This window comes from Sphaerisporangium krabiense, from assembly GCF_014200435.1.
Lineage (GTDB): Bacteria > Actinomycetota > Actinomycetes > Streptosporangiales > Streptosporangiaceae > Sphaerisporangium > Sphaerisporangium krabiense.
The window spans coordinates 135,755-151,041 of the sequence record NZ_JACHBR010000003.1 but is presented as its reverse complement, the minus strand read 5'-3'; the positions used below and the strand labels follow the sequence as shown (position 1 = coordinate 151,041).

The 15,287-nt window shown below is 74.8% G+C and carries 12 protein-coding genes; 6 read left to right on the top strand and 6 right to left on the bottom strand.

All coding sequences use genetic code 11. From position 1 onward, the window contains the following. Positions 1 to 42: 42 nt before the first annotated feature. The 4 genes from BJ981_RS35635 to BJ981_RS35620 form a co-directional block, all read right to left on the bottom strand. The gene (locus tag BJ981_RS35635; protein WP_184617916.1) at positions 43 to 465 is read right to left on the bottom strand and encodes a DUF4267 domain-containing protein; all 423 of its coding nucleotides are present in this window, start codon (positions 463 to 465) and stop codon (positions 43 to 45) included. A gap of 87 nt (positions 466 to 552) precedes the next feature. Next, on the bottom strand, positions 553 to 834 hold the full coding sequence (locus tag BJ981_RS35630; RefSeq protein ID WP_184617915.1) for a hypothetical protein: 282 nt from the start codon (positions 832 to 834) through the stop codon (positions 553 to 555). A gap of 273 nt (positions 835 to 1,107) precedes the next feature. Then, positions 1,108 to 2,349, bottom strand: coding sequence for an RNA polymerase sigma factor (locus BJ981_RS35625; RefSeq protein ID WP_184617914.1), 1,242 nt, complete (start codon positions 2,347 to 2,349; stop codon positions 1,108 to 1,110). A 119-nt stretch (positions 2,350 to 2,468) separates the two neighbouring features. Further along, on the bottom strand, positions 2,469 to 3,824 hold the full coding sequence (locus tag BJ981_RS35620; RefSeq protein WP_184617913.1) for a serine hydrolase domain-containing protein: 1,356 nt from the start codon (positions 3,822 to 3,824) through the stop codon (positions 2,469 to 2,471). Between the two features lie 186 nt (positions 3,825 to 4,010). Between BJ981_RS35620 and BJ981_RS35615 the strand changes: the two genes are divergently transcribed. The 4 genes from BJ981_RS35615 (at position 4,011) to BJ981_RS35600 (ending at position 8,353) form a co-directional block, all read left to right on the top strand. Then, positions 4,011 to 4,307, top strand: coding sequence for a glyoxalase/bleomycin resistance/dioxygenase family protein (locus tag BJ981_RS35615; RefSeq protein ID WP_184617912.1), 297 nt, complete (start codon positions 4,011 to 4,013; stop codon positions 4,305 to 4,307). A gap of 14 nt (positions 4,308 to 4,321) precedes the next feature. Next, positions 4,322 to 4,570, top strand: a complete 249-nt coding sequence (locus tag BJ981_RS35610; protein WP_184617911.1) for a hypothetical protein — start codon at positions 4,322 to 4,324, stop codon at positions 4,568 to 4,570. A 156-nt stretch (positions 4,571 to 4,726) separates the two neighbouring features. Further along, the gene (gene recD2, locus BJ981_RS35605; protein ID WP_221315624.1) at positions 4,727 to 6,904 is read left to right on the top strand and encodes an SF1B family DNA helicase RecD2; all 2,178 of its coding nucleotides are present in this window, start codon (positions 4,727 to 4,729) and stop codon (positions 6,902 to 6,904) included. A 234-nt stretch (positions 6,905 to 7,138) separates the two neighbouring features. Further along, on the top strand, positions 7,139 to 8,353 hold the full coding sequence (locus BJ981_RS35600) for a L,D-transpeptidase (RefSeq protein WP_239139062.1): 1,215 nt from the start codon (positions 7,139 to 7,141) through the stop codon (positions 8,351 to 8,353). 40 nt (positions 8,354 to 8,393) lie between these two features. Here the strand turns inward: BJ981_RS35600 and BJ981_RS35595 are convergent, their stop codons facing one another. Continuing rightward, positions 8,394 to 12,383 (bottom strand): CHAT domain-containing protein, encoded by a 3,990-nt coding sequence (locus BJ981_RS35595; protein ID WP_184617908.1) that lies wholly within the window; start codon positions 12,381 to 12,383, stop codon positions 8,394 to 8,396. 81 nt (positions 12,384 to 12,464) lie between these two features. On the opposite strand from BJ981_RS35595, the gene BJ981_RS35590 reads away from it, so the two are divergent. Then, on the top strand, positions 12,465 to 13,004 hold the full coding sequence (locus BJ981_RS35590) for a hypothetical protein (RefSeq protein WP_184617907.1): 540 nt from the start codon (positions 12,465 to 12,467) through the stop codon (positions 13,002 to 13,004). A gap of 5 nt (positions 13,005 to 13,009) precedes the next feature. Beyond that, on the top strand, positions 13,010 to 14,731 hold the full coding sequence (locus tag BJ981_RS35585) for a hypothetical protein (protein ID WP_184617906.1): 1,722 nt from the start codon (positions 13,010 to 13,012) through the stop codon (positions 14,729 to 14,731). 87 nt (positions 14,732 to 14,818) lie between these two features. Here the strand turns inward: BJ981_RS35585 and BJ981_RS35580 are convergent, their stop codons facing one another. Then, positions 14,819 to 15,274, bottom strand: a complete 456-nt coding sequence (locus BJ981_RS35580; RefSeq protein ID WP_221315593.1) for a winged helix-turn-helix transcriptional regulator — start codon at positions 15,272 to 15,274, stop codon at positions 14,819 to 14,821. Between the last annotated feature and the right edge of the window lie 13 nt (positions 15,275 to 15,287).

Here is a 15,287-nt window from a genome sequence, read left to right as displayed (position 1 = left end):
GGGACCGGTGGAGGGTGTCGCCGCCCGTAGCGGGACTGCGAGTCAGGCGGGCCGCGCGACGGCCTCGCCGGCTTTGCGGGCCTTGCCGGTCTCGCGGAGGGTCAGCAGGCCGGTGACCACGATCAGCGCCGACGTCAGGCCGTGGACGCCGAACGCGGCTGCCGTGGAGCCGTGGTGGGCCAGCACGTCGATCATGTCGCCGAACGGGGTGACGGCCTCCATCAGCAGGACCCAGCCCAGGGCCCGGCGGTGGCCCGTCAGCAGCAGGATGCCCAGGACCAGGCCTGAGGTGATATCGCGGATGCCCTTCAGGATCAGGAAGCCGTCGCCGTCGCCGGAGGGCCGGTTCGGCAGGCCGAAGCCCGGGGCGGTCGTCTCGGGGGTCAGAACGTAGGACACCCCGATGTAGAGGATGAACAGGACTCCGGCGGTGGCCAGGAAGGTGTTGAGGGTCCTCAGCGACATGAATCTTCTCCTTCGACGTGCGAACCAGGGGCGGGGCAGGGTTCAGCCGCGGACGCGGCGGATGTGGCGGGGGCGGCCGATGACGTGTCAGATGACACGGACCGGCGCGGGGCCGCTGAGGACCAGGGCGCGCTCGGCCGGGTTCGCGTCTTCCAGGACGGCGCCGAAGACCGTGAGCAGGGTGCGCTCGGGCGTGTTCTTCACCAGGTGATCGCCCAGGGAGGCCCCCTCCCGCTCGGTGCTGTGCTCGGCCGCGAGCGGGAGGAGGGTGGCCTCCTCGTCGTCGAGGTGTTCCAGCGGGACCGCGCGGTGTTCGGCGAGGGCGGCCAGGAGGATGTCGCGTTCGTCCTCCTGGGTGTTGACGCCCATCTGTTCCTGCCCTTCATCGATTGCGACGTGTTCAGGCTGCTCCTGGGTGTTTGGAGGGGATTTGGAGGCGGCTTGGAGTGGTGCAGGACGTGGGTCATGGTCTTCGCCGGGTGCTGGGCTCGTTCGCGGCCGAGGTCGGCGGTGAGCTCGCTCGCCTGGGCGGATCGCGGGCACGGAGTCGCGCCCCGACCGTGAGGACCACCTCCGCACCGGTCGCGCGCAGCGGGGCAGCCCCCCGGACGGCGGGCACGGCCGGCGGGGGCTCGGTCGGTCTCAGTGGGTCAGGCGGGCGGCGCGGGAGTCCAGGTAGCGCTGTTCGGGCAGGCTGGTGGTGCGGCGGGCGGCGGCGCGATAGGCGGCGCGGGCGCCGTCCAGGTCGCCGTCCATCTCCAGCAGGTGGGCGCGCACGGCGTCCGGCCGGTGCGAGCCCGCCATGCGCTCGTCGCCGTCGAGATCGGCCAGCAGGTCCAGCCCGGCCCGTGGGCCCTTGACCATGGCCACGGCGACCGCGTGGTTGAGGGTGACCACCGGGTTGGGGTCGATCCGGCCGAGCAGCCCGTACAGCTCGACGATCTGCGCCCAGTCGGTCAGCGCGGCCTCCGGCGCCTCGGCGTGCACCGCGGCGATGGCCGCCTGGAGCTGGTAGGGGCCGAGCGGCGCCCGCGACAGCGCCTCGGTGATCAACGCCACGCCCTCGGCGATGTGGCCACGGTTCCACAGCGCGCGGTCCTGCTCGGCCAGGGGGATCAGCGCGCCGTCGGGGCCGGTGCGGGCCGGGCGGCGGGCCTCGGTGAGCAGCATGAGCGCCAGCAGCCCGGAGACCTCGCCGTCCTCGGGCAGCAGGCGGCGCACCGCCCGGGTCAGGCGCAGCGCCTCGCCGGTCAGCTCCGCCCGGTGCAGGTCGGGGCCCGAGCTGGCGGTGTACCCCTCGTTGAAGATCAGGTACAGCACGTGCAGCACGGCGGCCAGCCGGGCGGCCCGCTCGGCGGCCGGGGGCGGGGCGAAGGGGATGCCGGTGGCCTTGACGCGCTGTTTGGCCCTGCTGATGCGCTGGGCCATGGTCGCCTCGGGCACCAGGAACGCGCGGGCGATCTGGGCGGTGGTCAGGCCGCCGACGGCGCGCAGGGTGAGCGCGATCTGCGAGGCGGCCGTCAGCGCCGGGTGGCAGCACAGGAACAGCAGGGTGAGGGTGTCGTCCTGGTCGGGAGTCCACTCGCCGGGCTCGGGCGGCGCGGCGTCCTTCGCCGGGGTCATCGCCGCCAGGGTGACCTCGCGGGCGCGGCGAGCGTGGTCGCTGCGCCACTGGTCGGTGAGCCTGCGGGAGGCGACGGTGATCAGCCACGCCTTGGGGTTGCCGGGCACGCCCTCACCGGGCCACTGCAGGGCGGCGGCCAGCAGCGCCTCCTGCACGGCGTCCTCGGCGGTGTCGAAGTGGCCGTGGCGGCGGATCAGCGCGCCCAGGACCTGCGGCGCCAGCTCGCGCAGCAGCTCCTCCACGCCCGCGGTTCCCGCCATGCTCCCGATCGGCCCTTCCCCGCCCCGCGACGGCCCCCTGAGGTGCCCCTTTTCAGGACATCAGAATGTACCCCACGCCGCGCCGGCGGGAGCGCCGATCGCGGGGGCCGGCGGCGGGATCAGCGCCAGCCGCCCTCCTCCACCCCGCCGGGCACGGGCGCGGCGGGGTCGTAGGGCCGGCGGGTGAAGATGAAGGTGTTGAGGTCGATGTGGCTGGCGGTGCCGTCGGGGCGGCGCACCACGCGCAGGACCTCGCCGGCGTAGTAGCCGTCCAGACCCAGCCAGGTGCCGTCGGCGCGGGCGGCGAACCGGGAGGCGCGGCCGTGCGGGCCGAGCGGGGTGAGCTGCAGGTCGCGGCCGGGCAGCAGCCGCAGCAGGTAGGCGGCCGGGCCCCAGTACCAGGGGCCGGTGAGCTCCAGCAGCTCCGGGTCGGCGGCCGCGGGCGACCACTCGGCGGGGATGGCCGGCTCGTGGGTGTCCAGGATGTCCAGAAGGTCGGTGGCGATCGAGCCGCGCAGCCCCGAGGTGGTGTTGGCCATGCACACCACGCCGGTGCGGTCGGCGGGGTCGACCCACACCACCGCCAGGAACCCGGGCATCGACCCGCCGTGCCCGGCCAGGCGCCGCCCCCGGTGGCGCAGCAGTTGCACGCCGAGCCCGAAACCGGCGCTCCAGACCTCGCCGTCCTCGACGACGGCGGCGGGCTCGCGCATCTCGGCGAGCGTCGCGGCCGGCAGCACGCGCGCGTCGCCCGCGGCCAGGAACGCCGCCCAGCGGGCCAGGTCGGCCGGGGTGGACCACATCTGGCCCGCGGGGGCCATGGCTCCGGCGTCGTGCTCGGGCTCGGGCAGCAGCACGTCGGCGAAGGGGTGCACGGCGTAGCCGCGGGCGTGCGGCTCACGGGGCCGGGGGGTGGTGTCGTTCATGCCGAGCGGGCGCAGGACCTCCTCGGTCACCGCCTCGTCCCAGCCGACGCCGCGGTGGCGGGCGACCAGCTCGCCGAGCAGCGCGAAGCCGACGTTGGAGTAGTGGAACCTGCGGCCGGGGCGGTGGCGGGCGGTCTCGGCGTCCAGCGAGCCGGTCAACGCCTCGGCGGTCACGCCGGGGGTGCGCTCCCACCACGGGCCGGGGGGCTCGGCGGTCAGGCCGCCGGTGTGGGACAGCAACTGGGCGACGGTGACCTCGCCGACCGGGGTCGCCGGGACGTGCTTGCCGATCGGGTCGTTGAGATCGAGCGCGCCCTCGTCGCGCAGGCGCATCACCATCGTGGCGACCATGGTCTTGGTGATGGAGCCGATGCGGTACTGGGTGTCGCGGGTGGGGGCGGCGCCCTCGACGGCGCCGCGGGCGGCGAACCAGGCCGGCGCCCCGTCGCGGACCACCGTGACGGCCAGCGAGGGCACGCGCGCCTCGGACTGCTCGATCGCCACGCGCCGTAGCAGCGCCCGCGCCGTGACCTCCAGAACCGCCGTCATCGGGTCGCCTCCCCGTCATCCGTACGCCGCTCGCCGGCAACCCTGCCACACTAGCGGGGATCTTCGCCCGCCCGGCCGCGGATCCCCGCCTGCGGCCATGACCGCGTGATCGCCCCACCGCCACGCGACCGGACGCGCGAGCCCCCCGGGCGCGTCCCCGCCCCGCTCACGGCCTGGAGGCTTGTCATGATCACCCTCGACCTGGTCGTCGTCTACACCGACCGGCTGGAGGAGGTCCGCGCCTTCTACGCCGGGCTGGGCCTGGAGTTCACCGGCGAACGGCACGGCCAGGGGCCGGCGCATCACGCCGCCGTGCTCGGCTCCACCGTCCTGGAGCTGTACCCGGCGGGGGAGCGCCCGCCCACCGGCCGGCTGCGCCTGGGCCTCACCCTGTCCGCCGGGCCGCCGTGCCCCCTGCCGCCGGGACGTCACACGCTGACCGATCCCGACGGGCGGACCGTGGCCGTGACCGTGACGGCGTGAACGCGGGTGGACCAGTGACCCTCGAGGGGAGTCGCCGGGCTTTCGTCTGTTCGATCGACCCGGGCGGCACCCTCGAGCCTCACTACAGCCGGCCGGCGCTTCGTTATGTGAGCCATTTCGGCGGCGTGCGTCCCGATACCCGGGCCGCTTTCGACTTCTGCGATGTGAATTCGGGCGCCCTTGTCTCCTCGCGCACCATCACCGGCGAGTGCGGCGCCGGACCGGTCGGCCCGCGCCTCGGCCACCTCGGCATGGCCGCCTGAGCCGCTCCGGCGGCGCCCGCCGGGCCGATCGGGCTCATCGCCGGCGAATCCGGCGATCTCTCGGACAGGGCCCGGCTGCTCTACTCTTGGCGAAAGCGCTGGGGGGAGGGGGCTTCGGTGACGACGGCCGGATCGGACGCTCCCCCTGGTGTGACCTTGCAAGGCGTGCTGGAGCGCATCACCTACGCCAACGAGGAGACCGGGTACACCATCGCCCGGGTGGCCCCCGAGCGGGGCGGGGCCGATCTGGTCACGGCGGTCGGCCCGCTGCTCGGCGCGCAGGTGGGCGAGAGCCTGCGGCTGCGCGGCCGCTGGGGCTCCCATCCCAAGTACGGCAGGCAGTTCGAGGTGTGGTCCTACACCACCGTGCTGCCGGCCACCGTGCAGGGCATCCAGCGTTACCTGGGGTCGGGGCTGATCAAGGGCATCGGCCCGAAGATGGCCGAGCGCATCGTCGGCCACTTCGGCACCGACACCCTGGAGGTGATCGAGTCCGCGCCCGAGCGGCTGGTGGAGGTGCCGGGCCTGGGGCCCAAGCGCACCAAGATGATCGCGGCGGCGTGGGAGGAACAGAAGATCATCAAAGAGGTGATGATCTTCCTGCAGGGGGTCGGGGTGTCCACCTCGATCGCGGTGCGCATCTTCAAGCAGTACGGCGACTCCTCCATCACCGTGGTCAAGTCCGAGCCCTACCGGCTGGCCGACGACGTGTGGGGCATCGGATTCAAGACCGCCGACACCATCGCCCAGGCCGTGGGCATCCCGCACGACAGCCCCGAGCGCGTCAAGGCCGGCCTGCGCTACACCCTGTCGCAGGGCGCCGACGCCGGCCACTGCTTCCTGCCGGCGCCCAACCTGGTCGGCGACGCGGTGAAGATCCTGGAGGTGCCCGCCGAGCTGGTGGCGAGCTGCCTTGAGGAACTGGTGGCCTCCGAGGGCGTGGTGCGCGAGGAGGTCCCCGCCGCCGAGGGCCCGGTCCCGGCGGTCTACCTGCCGCCCTTCCACCGCGCCGAGCAGGCGCTGGCCGGGGGGTTGCGCCGCCTGCTGGACTCCGGGCACGACCGGCTGGCCGCGTTCGCCACGGTGGACTGGGAGGCGGCCTTCGGCTGGCTGCGCGGGCGCACCGGCGCCGAGCTCGCCCCCGAGCAGGCCGACGCGGTGCGCCTGGCGCTGACCTCCAAGATGGCCGTGCTGACCGGCGGCCCCGGGTGCGGCAAGAGCTTCACCGTGCGCTCCATCGTCGCCCTGGCCCGCGCCAAGAAGGCCCGGGTGATCCTCGCCGCCCCCACCGGCAGGGCGGCCAAGCGCCTGGCCGAGCTGACCGGGCACGAGGCCACCACCGTGCACCGCCTTCTGCAGCTGCGCCCCGGCGGCGAGGCCACCTTCGACCGCGACAACCCCCTGGACGCCGACCTGCTGGTGGTCGACGAGGCCTCCATGCTGGACCTGCTGCTGGCCAACAAGCTGGTCAAGGCCGTGCCCTCCGGCGCGCACCTGCTGTTCGTGGGGGACGTCGACCAGCTGCCCTCGGTCGGCGCGGGGGAGGTGCTGCGCGACCTGCTGGCCGCCGACGCCGTCCCGCGGGTGCGGCTGACCCAGATCTTCCGCCAGGCCCAGCAGTCCGGGGTCGTGGTCAACGCCCACCGGGTCAACACCGGCCTGGCCCCGGTGCTGGAGGGGATGACCGACTTCTTCCTGTTCCCGTGCGAGGAGCCGGAGGAGATCGCGGCGCTGACCGTCGATGTGGTCGCCCGGCGCATCCCGCGCAGGTTCGGCCTGAACGCGCGCCGCGACGTGCAGGTGCTCGCGCCGATGCACCGGGGCCCGGCCGGGGCGGCCAACCTCAACACCGTCCTGCAGGAGTCGCTCACCCCCGCCCGGGACGGCCTGCCGGAGCGGCGCTCGGGCGGGCGGGTGTTCCGGATCGGCGACAAGGTCACCCAGCTGCGCAACAACTACGACAAGGGCGCGGCCGGGGTGTTCAACGGCACCGTCGGCGTGGTCACCGACCTGCGCCCGGAGGACGGCAAGCTCACCGTCCTGACCGACGAGGACGAGAGCGTGGAGTACGGCTTCGACGAGCTGGACGAGCTGGCCCACGCCTACGCGGTCTCCATCCACCGCTCGCAGGGCAGCGAGTACCCGGCCGTGGTGATCCCCCTGTCGACCAGCGCGTGGATGATGCTGCAGCGCAACCTGCTCTACACCGCCATCACCCGCGCCAAGAAGCTGGTGGTGCTGGTCGGCTCGCGCCGCGCGCTCGGGCAGGCGGTGCGCACGCGCGGCGCCGGGCGCCGTCACACCGGGCTCACCCACCGGCTCCGCCAGGACTGACCCCCGCCGGCGCCCGGCGGCGGGCGCCCGCGTAATGATCTTCATCACCCCGCCGGACGGGCGTTTCCTGACCCCGCGCGGAGATCTTCCTGACCGCACACGGTGATCTACGGAACCACATTCCACACACACAGTGACCGAAATGTGATCTAAGTAGCCCAAAAGATGTGCGTCCAGGTATGAATCCCCATTAGGGTTTTTTAAAGGGACTTTGCCGCTATGGGGGAGAGGTCTGTGCGGGACTTTAGTCAGCGTCTGAGAGCTCCGCTCTCCGTGCTCGCCGTGGTGACGGCCGGCGTGCTGACCGCGTCATGTTCGAACGGGACACCGGGGGCGGGCCCGGGATCCACCGGCAAGGGCGCCTCGGCGGCGCCCACGCCGCTGCCCGTCATCCAGATCAGCCCCGTCAAGGGCGCCAGCAAGGTCCGCCCCGAGAAGAACGTCGTGGTCACCGCCAGCAACGGGGAGCTGGAGGAGGTCACCGTGCAGGCCGAGGGCGCGGGCGGCAAGGTGCTGGAGGGCGAGTTCGACGCCGGGCGCACCAAGTGGGTCTCCAAGGGCCCGCTCAAGCCCGCCAGCGACTACACCGTCTCGGCCCGTGCCACCGGCAAGGGCGGCCCGGCCACCGTCACCTCCAGCTTCACCACCCTCAAGCCCGCGCAGGAACTGCGCATCGCCGACATCACCCCCAACGTCAAGGGCGAGACCGTCGGCGTCGGCATGCCCATCATGGTGCGCTTCGACCAGCCGGTCGCCGACAAGAAGACCATCGAGAAGGCGCTGCAGGTCACCGCGGAAAAGCCCGTCCAGGGGGCCTGGCGCTGGATCGACGACAAGTTCGCCATCTACCGGCCCGCCAAGTTCTGGCCCGCCCACCAGAAGATCCGCTTCACCGCCGAGCTGGAGGGCGTGCGCGCCGGCAAGAACATGTACGGCGTGAAGAACTACGCCACCACCATGCGGGTGGGCGCCGCGTGGATCAGCAGCGTCGACACCCGCACCCACCAGATGGTGGTCCGCAAGGACGGCAAGGTCGTCCAGCGGATGGCGATCAGCGCCGGCAAGGCCACCACCCGCGAGTACACCACCACCAACGGCGTCCACCTGACCATGGAACGTGGCAGCCCGGTCACCATGATCTCCCCGGGCAAGAAGGAAGGCGACCCCGGCTACTACAAGGAGGTCGTCGACCACGCGGTCCGCATCTCCAACAGCGGCGAGTACGTCCACAGCGCCCCCTGGTCGGTCGGCTCCCAGGGCCGCGCCAACGTCAGCCACGGCTGCGTCAACGCCCGCCCCGACCAGGCCAAGTGGTTCTATGAGAACTTCCACCGCGGCGACGTCGTCAAGATCGTCGGCACCAACCGGGCGCTGGAGTGGAACAACGGCTGGGGCTACTGGCAGATGTCCTTCAAGCAGTGGAAGAAGGGCAGCGCCCTGAACGGCTGAGCGGCCCCGCACCCGGGCCTGCGAGCCGGCCCCGCCGGTCTCACGGCCCGGTGTGGACGTAGGAGGCCCACACGCTCGGGGCCGCCGGGTGCGCGGCGCGCAGAGCCCGCACGGCCTCGTGCAGCGCGACCGCCGGCCCCACCCCCTTCGCCAGCGCCCCGTACACCGCGCGCGTGACCTCCACGCTCGGCAGGTCGTACACGCTCCACAGCGTGGCGATGACGTGCCGGAACCCGGCGATCTGCAACGCCGAGGCCAGGTGGACGCCCTCGTCGGGCAGCTCGGCCCCGCCCGTGGCGGTCTGGCACGCCGACAGGAACGCCAGCTCCCCGCGCACGTCGAGCCCGGTCAGGTCCCGCACCGCCAGCACCCCGTCGTACAGCACCAGCCCGCCCCGCGACGGCGCGGTCAGCTCCTGGGTGCCGTGCCCGCTGAAGTGCAGCGCCCCGCAGCCGGGCAGCGCCGCCGCCACCGCCGCGCGGGTGGCCTGCGCGCCGTGCAGCCGCACCGGCGGCACATCCAGCACGCGCCGCAGGAACGCCGCCTCCTGGTAGGGGCCGGTCAGCGTGCGGACGCCCGGCGCGGCGGGCACGGTGACCACCAGGGCGGGCGCCCCCGGACGGGGCTCGCCCTGCCGCGCCCGGTCCAGCGCGCCCAGGGTGGGGGTGTAGGAGGACACCACCCGGTCAAGGACGCTGTCCCCGTCCTGCCCGGTCCCGGCGGCGTGCAACGGCAGCAGCGTGAGCGCGCCGGTCGGGCACCACCACACCCGGGGCCACGGCCCGCCCCCCGCCGGAGCGCGGGTGTGGCCCAGATGGGCGAGCACGGGCTCGGCGACCGCCGTCCACAGCCAGGCCAGCACGTCCCCCAGGAAGCCCTCGCTGCCCCGCAGCAGGCCCGAACGCCGCTCACCCGGCTCCATGGCCATGGGCACCGCCATGGAGCCGAGCACGTCCAGGTACATGGCGGCGCGGAAGGCCGCCTCGCGCGAGGTCAGGCCGGGCAGCGGGACGGCGGCCACGCCGCCGGAGGTGACCACCAGCGCGTCGCAGCGCCGCTCGGACAGGTTGACCACGACCACGGCGCCCTCGCGCGCGGCCTCGCGCAGCCGGGCGAAGCGGACCGGCCGCAGGAAGTCCTCGAACCCGGGCAGCCGCCTGGCCTCGGCCAGCAGCCGGTCCCACCCCCGCGCGTCCTCCACGGCCCGCGCCGGGGCGCCGGCCCGCTCGGCGGCGGCGTCCAGGCGGGCCCGGACCTCCCGCAGCGCCCCGGCCAGGCCGGGGGCGGCCTCGGCCAAGGCGTCCAGATCGCCGCGGCGGTGCAGCAGGCTCGACCACATGACCGCCCGGCCGCGTTCCACCAGCTCCACGGCCGTCTCCACCTCGCCGGCCTCGATCGCGCACGCGCAGGCGTCCACGCCCAGGCCGGTGAGCGACCTGCGGGTCTGGATCTCCTGGTCGCTCCAGCTCAGCCCGTGCCAGGCGACCGTGGGCACCAGGTCGATGGCCAGCCGGTAGGCGCGCAACGCCTCGGCGTGGTCCCCGTGATCGGCGGCCAGGTCCGCCCACAGCCGCGCGGCGGGCAGCCGGTGGGCCATCGTCCCGGCCTCGGCCAGCGCCGCCTCCCGCGCGGCGGCCAAGGCGTCCTGGTAGTCGCGTTCGTCCCCGTGGTCGCGGTAGCGGGCCTCGGTGACCGAGGCCAGGTTCAGCAGGAACGCCGCGCGCAGCCCGTGCCCGGCCGGCACCGAGGCCAGCGCCGCGCGCAGCCGTGCCACGGCGGCGTCCGGGTCCTGCTCGGGCGCGCCGGCCGCCGCCCGCATCCGCGCGGCGACGGCGAGGTTGGACAGGTGGACGGCCAGGCGGGGATCCCCCTCGGGCGTGGCCGCCACCGCCCGCGTCAGCACCTCGAAGGCGGCGGCCAGGTCGCCTTCGTCCCGGCCGTGCTCGTAGCGGTGGACCAGCGCCATCCCGTGGGCGTTGAGCCGGGCCGCCTGGCCGGGGCCGGGGACCTGCGCGGCGGCGCCCAGCAGCGGCAGGGCCTCGGCGATGTCGCCGGGCGCCCCGCCGACCCCGTAACGCACGGCCAGCGCCTCGCCCAGGCTGACCTGCGCCCCCTCGCCCGCGCGGTCGGCCGGCATCGCCTCCACGGCGCGGCGCAGCATGACGATCGCCTCGTCGATGTCGGCCGAGGCGCCCTGAAGGTGGTAGCGCAGCCGCAGCGCGTTGCCCAGGTTGGCCGGCCACCGCCAGGACTCGCGCCCGGCCTGCTCGGATGAGGCCGCCTCGCGCAGCACGGCGATGGCGGCGTCCAGGTCGCGCGGGTCGCCGAAGCGCTCGTAGCGCGTCCTGAGGGCGAGCCCCTGGTTGGACAGGTAACGGGGACGGTCGCGGTCCCCCGGCGGCACGGCGGCGACGGCCTCGGCGTGCAGGACCAGCGACGCCTCCAGGTCGGCGTCGTCCTGGGCGCGCTCGAACCGCGACTGCACGATCAGGCCGAGGTTGGACAGGCGGGACGCGCGGGCGGGGTCGGCGGGATCCATCGCCTCCACCGCGGCGGTGTGCGCGGCGACCGCCGCGTCCAGGTCGGCCGGGTCCCCGGTCAGGTCGTGGCGGGCGTGCAGGGCGTTGCCCAGGTTGCCGTGCAGATCGGCCAGGTGCGGGCCGCCGGCGAGATGATCGGCCCGCGCCTGCGACAGCAGGTCCACCACGGCGGTGAAACCCTCCGGGGTCCCGGCCAGCTCGGCGCGGGCGTGCAGCGCGGCCGAGAGGTTGACCAGGACGACCAGGTGCCCGGGGCTCCCGGGCCGGGCCTCTCGCAGGGCGTCCTGCAGGAGCGCGACGGCCCGCTCGAGGTCGGCCGGGTCGCCGTCGCGTTCGAACCGGCGCAGCAGCACACCCGCCAGATCCTCCGGCGAGGGCACGGCCCCCGCCTCCCGCCCCTCACCGGCGTCCAGGACGGTCGTGTGGTCCGGGGCGGCCGCGCCGAGGACGGTGACGGCCTCGTCCAGGTCGCGGGCCGGGCCGCCGTGCCGGTAACGGTCGGTCAGGGCCTGCCCGAGCGCCACCCGCGCCGGCTCCCCGGCCGCGCGCAGCACGGCGATGGCCTCCTCCAGATGCGCGGGATCGCCGGTGTGCCGGGACCACGCCTGCAGGCTCTGGGCCAGCTCCATCAACGCGGCCGGGCGGCCCTGACCGTCCTGGCCGCTCAGGTCGCCCTCGGCCAGCACCTGCCGCCCCAAGGCCAGCGCCTCCTGCAGGCCGGCCCCGTCACCGGTGCGCTCGGAGCGGATCCTGAGCATCGCCGCCAGGGCCAGCGCCGTGCCCGCGTCGTCGGACCAGGCGCCGCGCACCTCGCGCTGCGCCTCGATCGCCGCCTCCAGACCGGCGAGGTCGCCGTCGAGCTCGAAACGCCTGGCCAGCAGCTCGGCCAGGAAGTACAGCACGGCCGTGCGGCCCTCGCCCACCACGACGGGGAAGTCCAGCGTGCGCCGCAGGCCCGCGATCGCGCCGTCCAGGTCGGCGGGGTCGCCGGTGAGCTGGTGGCGCCTGCGCCGCACCAGCGCGGCCCGGCCGATCACCGTGGCCTGGGCCTGAAGGTCGCCGGGGTCCTGCAGGGGCAGCGTGCGGGCCAGCAGGTCCAGCGCGGCGTCCACGACCGCCAGGTCACCGGTCCGCTCGGCCTCCTCGATCAGGGCGTGCGGGTCGTCGCGGACCACCACCCGGGGGTCTGACTCCAGCATCGGCATGACCTCTTCGCCGACCAGGTGCGGCGCGGTGGAGCGCAGCCGCGTGAACAGCGCGACGGCCTGCTCCAGGTCGGCCGCGTCCTCGCCGAACGGCAGCACCTGGTAGCGGGCCAGGTGGGCGTACGCCAGCACCGCCAGGCTCTCGTCCGCCGGATCGCCGCGGGACAAGGCCTGTCGCGCGGCGGCGATGTCGGCGAGCGCGTCCTGGCCGGACAACGCCTCGTGATCTCCTCCGGAGAATCGCCGCAGACGTTCCCGGAGCCGTGATTCCGGATCGTTGCCCATCGGTGATTCCTTCCGTGGACGGATTTAACCCGATACTACGAGAATCGGCTCTGCGCCGATTACCGGGAATGGGAGGCTTATATGGCGGGCGAATGGGTGGACGCCGATTCGGGCGAGACCCGCGGACGCGATTCGGGCGGTGATTCGGCCGCCGATTTGATGACCGGCGATTTCGTGATAAAGACGCTGGGCGATGTGGTGCCCCCGGCCGGCTCCGACCCGGTGACGGTCGTGCTCGGCGAGGACGGCGCCGCCCGGTTCGTCGTCGGCCCCGAAGGCCCGGGACCCGCGCTCATCGTCCCCGCGACCGCCTCGCTGACCGCGATCGCCGCCACCCCGCGCCTGGTCGCCGCCGCCTACGACGGCCTGCCCCTGCTCGTGCGCGCCGAGGACGGCACGATCGCCGGGATCATCAGCCCCGACGCCCTGGCCCCCGTACTGCTCTACACCGGCACCCGCGGCGGGCCGGACACCACCCTGCACGGCGACCCCGAGCCCGTCGCGGGCGCGATCGAGATCCGCTGCCGGTGCGGGCGCGTCAACCTCTACGACTTCTACCTGCCCGGCGACCAGGTGGCGTGCGCCGCCGGGCACCCTTTCCAGCCCGAGTGGGGCCGGTGATCTGAGTGGGCGGGCTCCTGGAGACGGCCACGGGCCTGGTAGACCAGCGGCTGCTGCGCACCACCTGGGCGCCGGTGCTGGCCTTCGCCGGCGCCCTGCTGGCGCTGGCCGCCACCGGGGCGGGCTGGGCCCGGTCCTGGGCGTGGTGGGGCGGCCTGCCCGCCGACGTGCGCGCGCTGTCGGTGGCCGCGCTGGCCGCCGTGACGATCCTGCTCGCCCAGATCCTGGCCTCGGCGCGGGCCCGGCTGATGCGCCTGTACGAGGGGTACTGGGAGGGGCTGCCGTTCGGGGCGGCGCTGGCCGGGCGGGGACGGGCGCGGCACCTGCGCCGCCAGCGGGAGCGGCGCGGCGCGGCGGAGTACCCGCTGTCGGCGGCCCGCGTGATGCCCACCGGCGTCGGCAACATCCTGCGCGCGGCCGAGGAGCACGCCCGCCGCTACGGCATCGACGCGGTCACCGCCTGGCCCCGCCTGTACGTGGTGCTGCCCGAGCCGTTCACCCAGGCCTTCACCGCGGCGGCGGTGAACGTGGAGACGATGGTCGCCATCAGCGTCCTCGGCGCGGCGTTCGCGCTGGCGGGCGGGGTCCTGGCGCTGGCGGTGCTGCCGTGGTACGCGGTGGCGCTGTGCGTGTGGGCGGGGGCGGCGGTGGCCTGGCTGGGCTACCGGGGCCTGGTCCGCACCGCGCTGCCCTACGCCGAGCTGATCCGCACGGCCTTCGACGTGCACCGCTGGCAGTTGCTGGAGGCGATGGGCCTGGAGCTTCCCTCGACCTTCGAGGCCGAGCTGCGCCAGTGGGGCCTGCTGGACAAGCTGTGGCGGCGCGGCGCCATCGACTCCGGCGCCTCCCTCCTGATGGGCTACCCCCAGCCGCCCGCCCCCGCCGACGACACCGGGCACCCCCGCCCCGCCCGCCGGGCGCGTCGCAAGGACGTGCCGGCCCCTCCCGGTTCCTCCGGGTCGCGCAGGGCCCCGGTGCGGCCCTCCGCCGTGACGGGATCCGGCGTGGGACAGGTCGTGACATCCACCGAGACACCCACCGAGCCCGTAGCTCCCACGGCGGCGGGCGCGCCGGCCGAAGGGACCTCTGGAGGGCCTTCCCCGCAGCCGCGGCCGTCTACGGCGGGTTCCGGGGACGGCTCGGCGCAGGGGACGGCGGCGACCGGGACGGCCACGGTGGCGGGAACGGTCGCGGGAGCGGAGGCCGCGCGGGGCGGGGTGCGGGGGTGGTGGCGGGCGGCGTCGGTGCCGGTGGTCGCCGGGACCGCCATCGCGGCCACCGGCGGGGCCGCGGCCGTGCTGGCGCTGGCACGGCCGGACACGGCCCAGCCCGCGGCCGGGCGCACGCTTCCCGCCTACCACGTGCTGACCGCCGCCGACCTGACCCCCGCAGACCCGGCCCTGACCGGCCGCTACACCCTGCGCCCGCTGAAGGACCACGAGGTCCCCGACCCCGAAGCCCTCGGCCCCCGGCTGCCCGCCGGGATCCTCACCGGCCGCGCGGTCACGACACTGCGCGCCCAGCCGGGCGCGGCCGCGCTCTTCGCGCGGGGCTCCCGCGTCGCGCTGGTGGCCACCCCGGGCAAGGGCGCCCAGGTCACCGCCCGCGACGTGCTCGTACTCGACCACGGCTCCGGCGACCGCCTGGTGGTGGCGATCCTCCCCGCCGACCTGACCCGCCTGCTGGCCGCCCGCGCGACGATCTGGGCCTGGTCGCCCCCGGCCTGACCGTCACGACACCCGCCGACACGGCTCTCGGGGCGGGACGGGGCACGCGGCACGGCGTCCTGGCCGCCGGGATCGGCGCCGGCGACGTCAGCCGTCCTTTCGCACGAAGGTCGTGTCGACGCCGGCGGGGTCGCCGCTCGCGCCGATCGGCCGAAGCTGCGCGAGCGGGAGGCCGAGGCCGTCGACCAGGACGGAATGGGTCTCCCCGGGGGCGAAGGCGTGACGTTCGCCCCACTGGCGCAGGGCCACGATGACGGTGAACAGGTCGCGCCCGGCAGGGGTGAGCGTGTAGAGCCGCCGCCTGCCCGAGGGCGCGGCCTGCCGGTCGAGGATGCCTCGTTCGACCAGCCGGCGCAGCCGGTCGGTGAGGATGTTGCGGGCGATGCCGGTGCGCTGCTGGAAGTCGGTGAACGCCCGCGCGCCGTCCATGGCGTCGCGGACGATGAGCAGGCTCCAGCGGTCGCCGATCACATCGAGGGTCCGCGCCACGGGGCAGGCCGGGTCGGTCCAGGTCACATCCTCGGCGCCGATCGCGTCGGCCATCACGCCTCCCGAA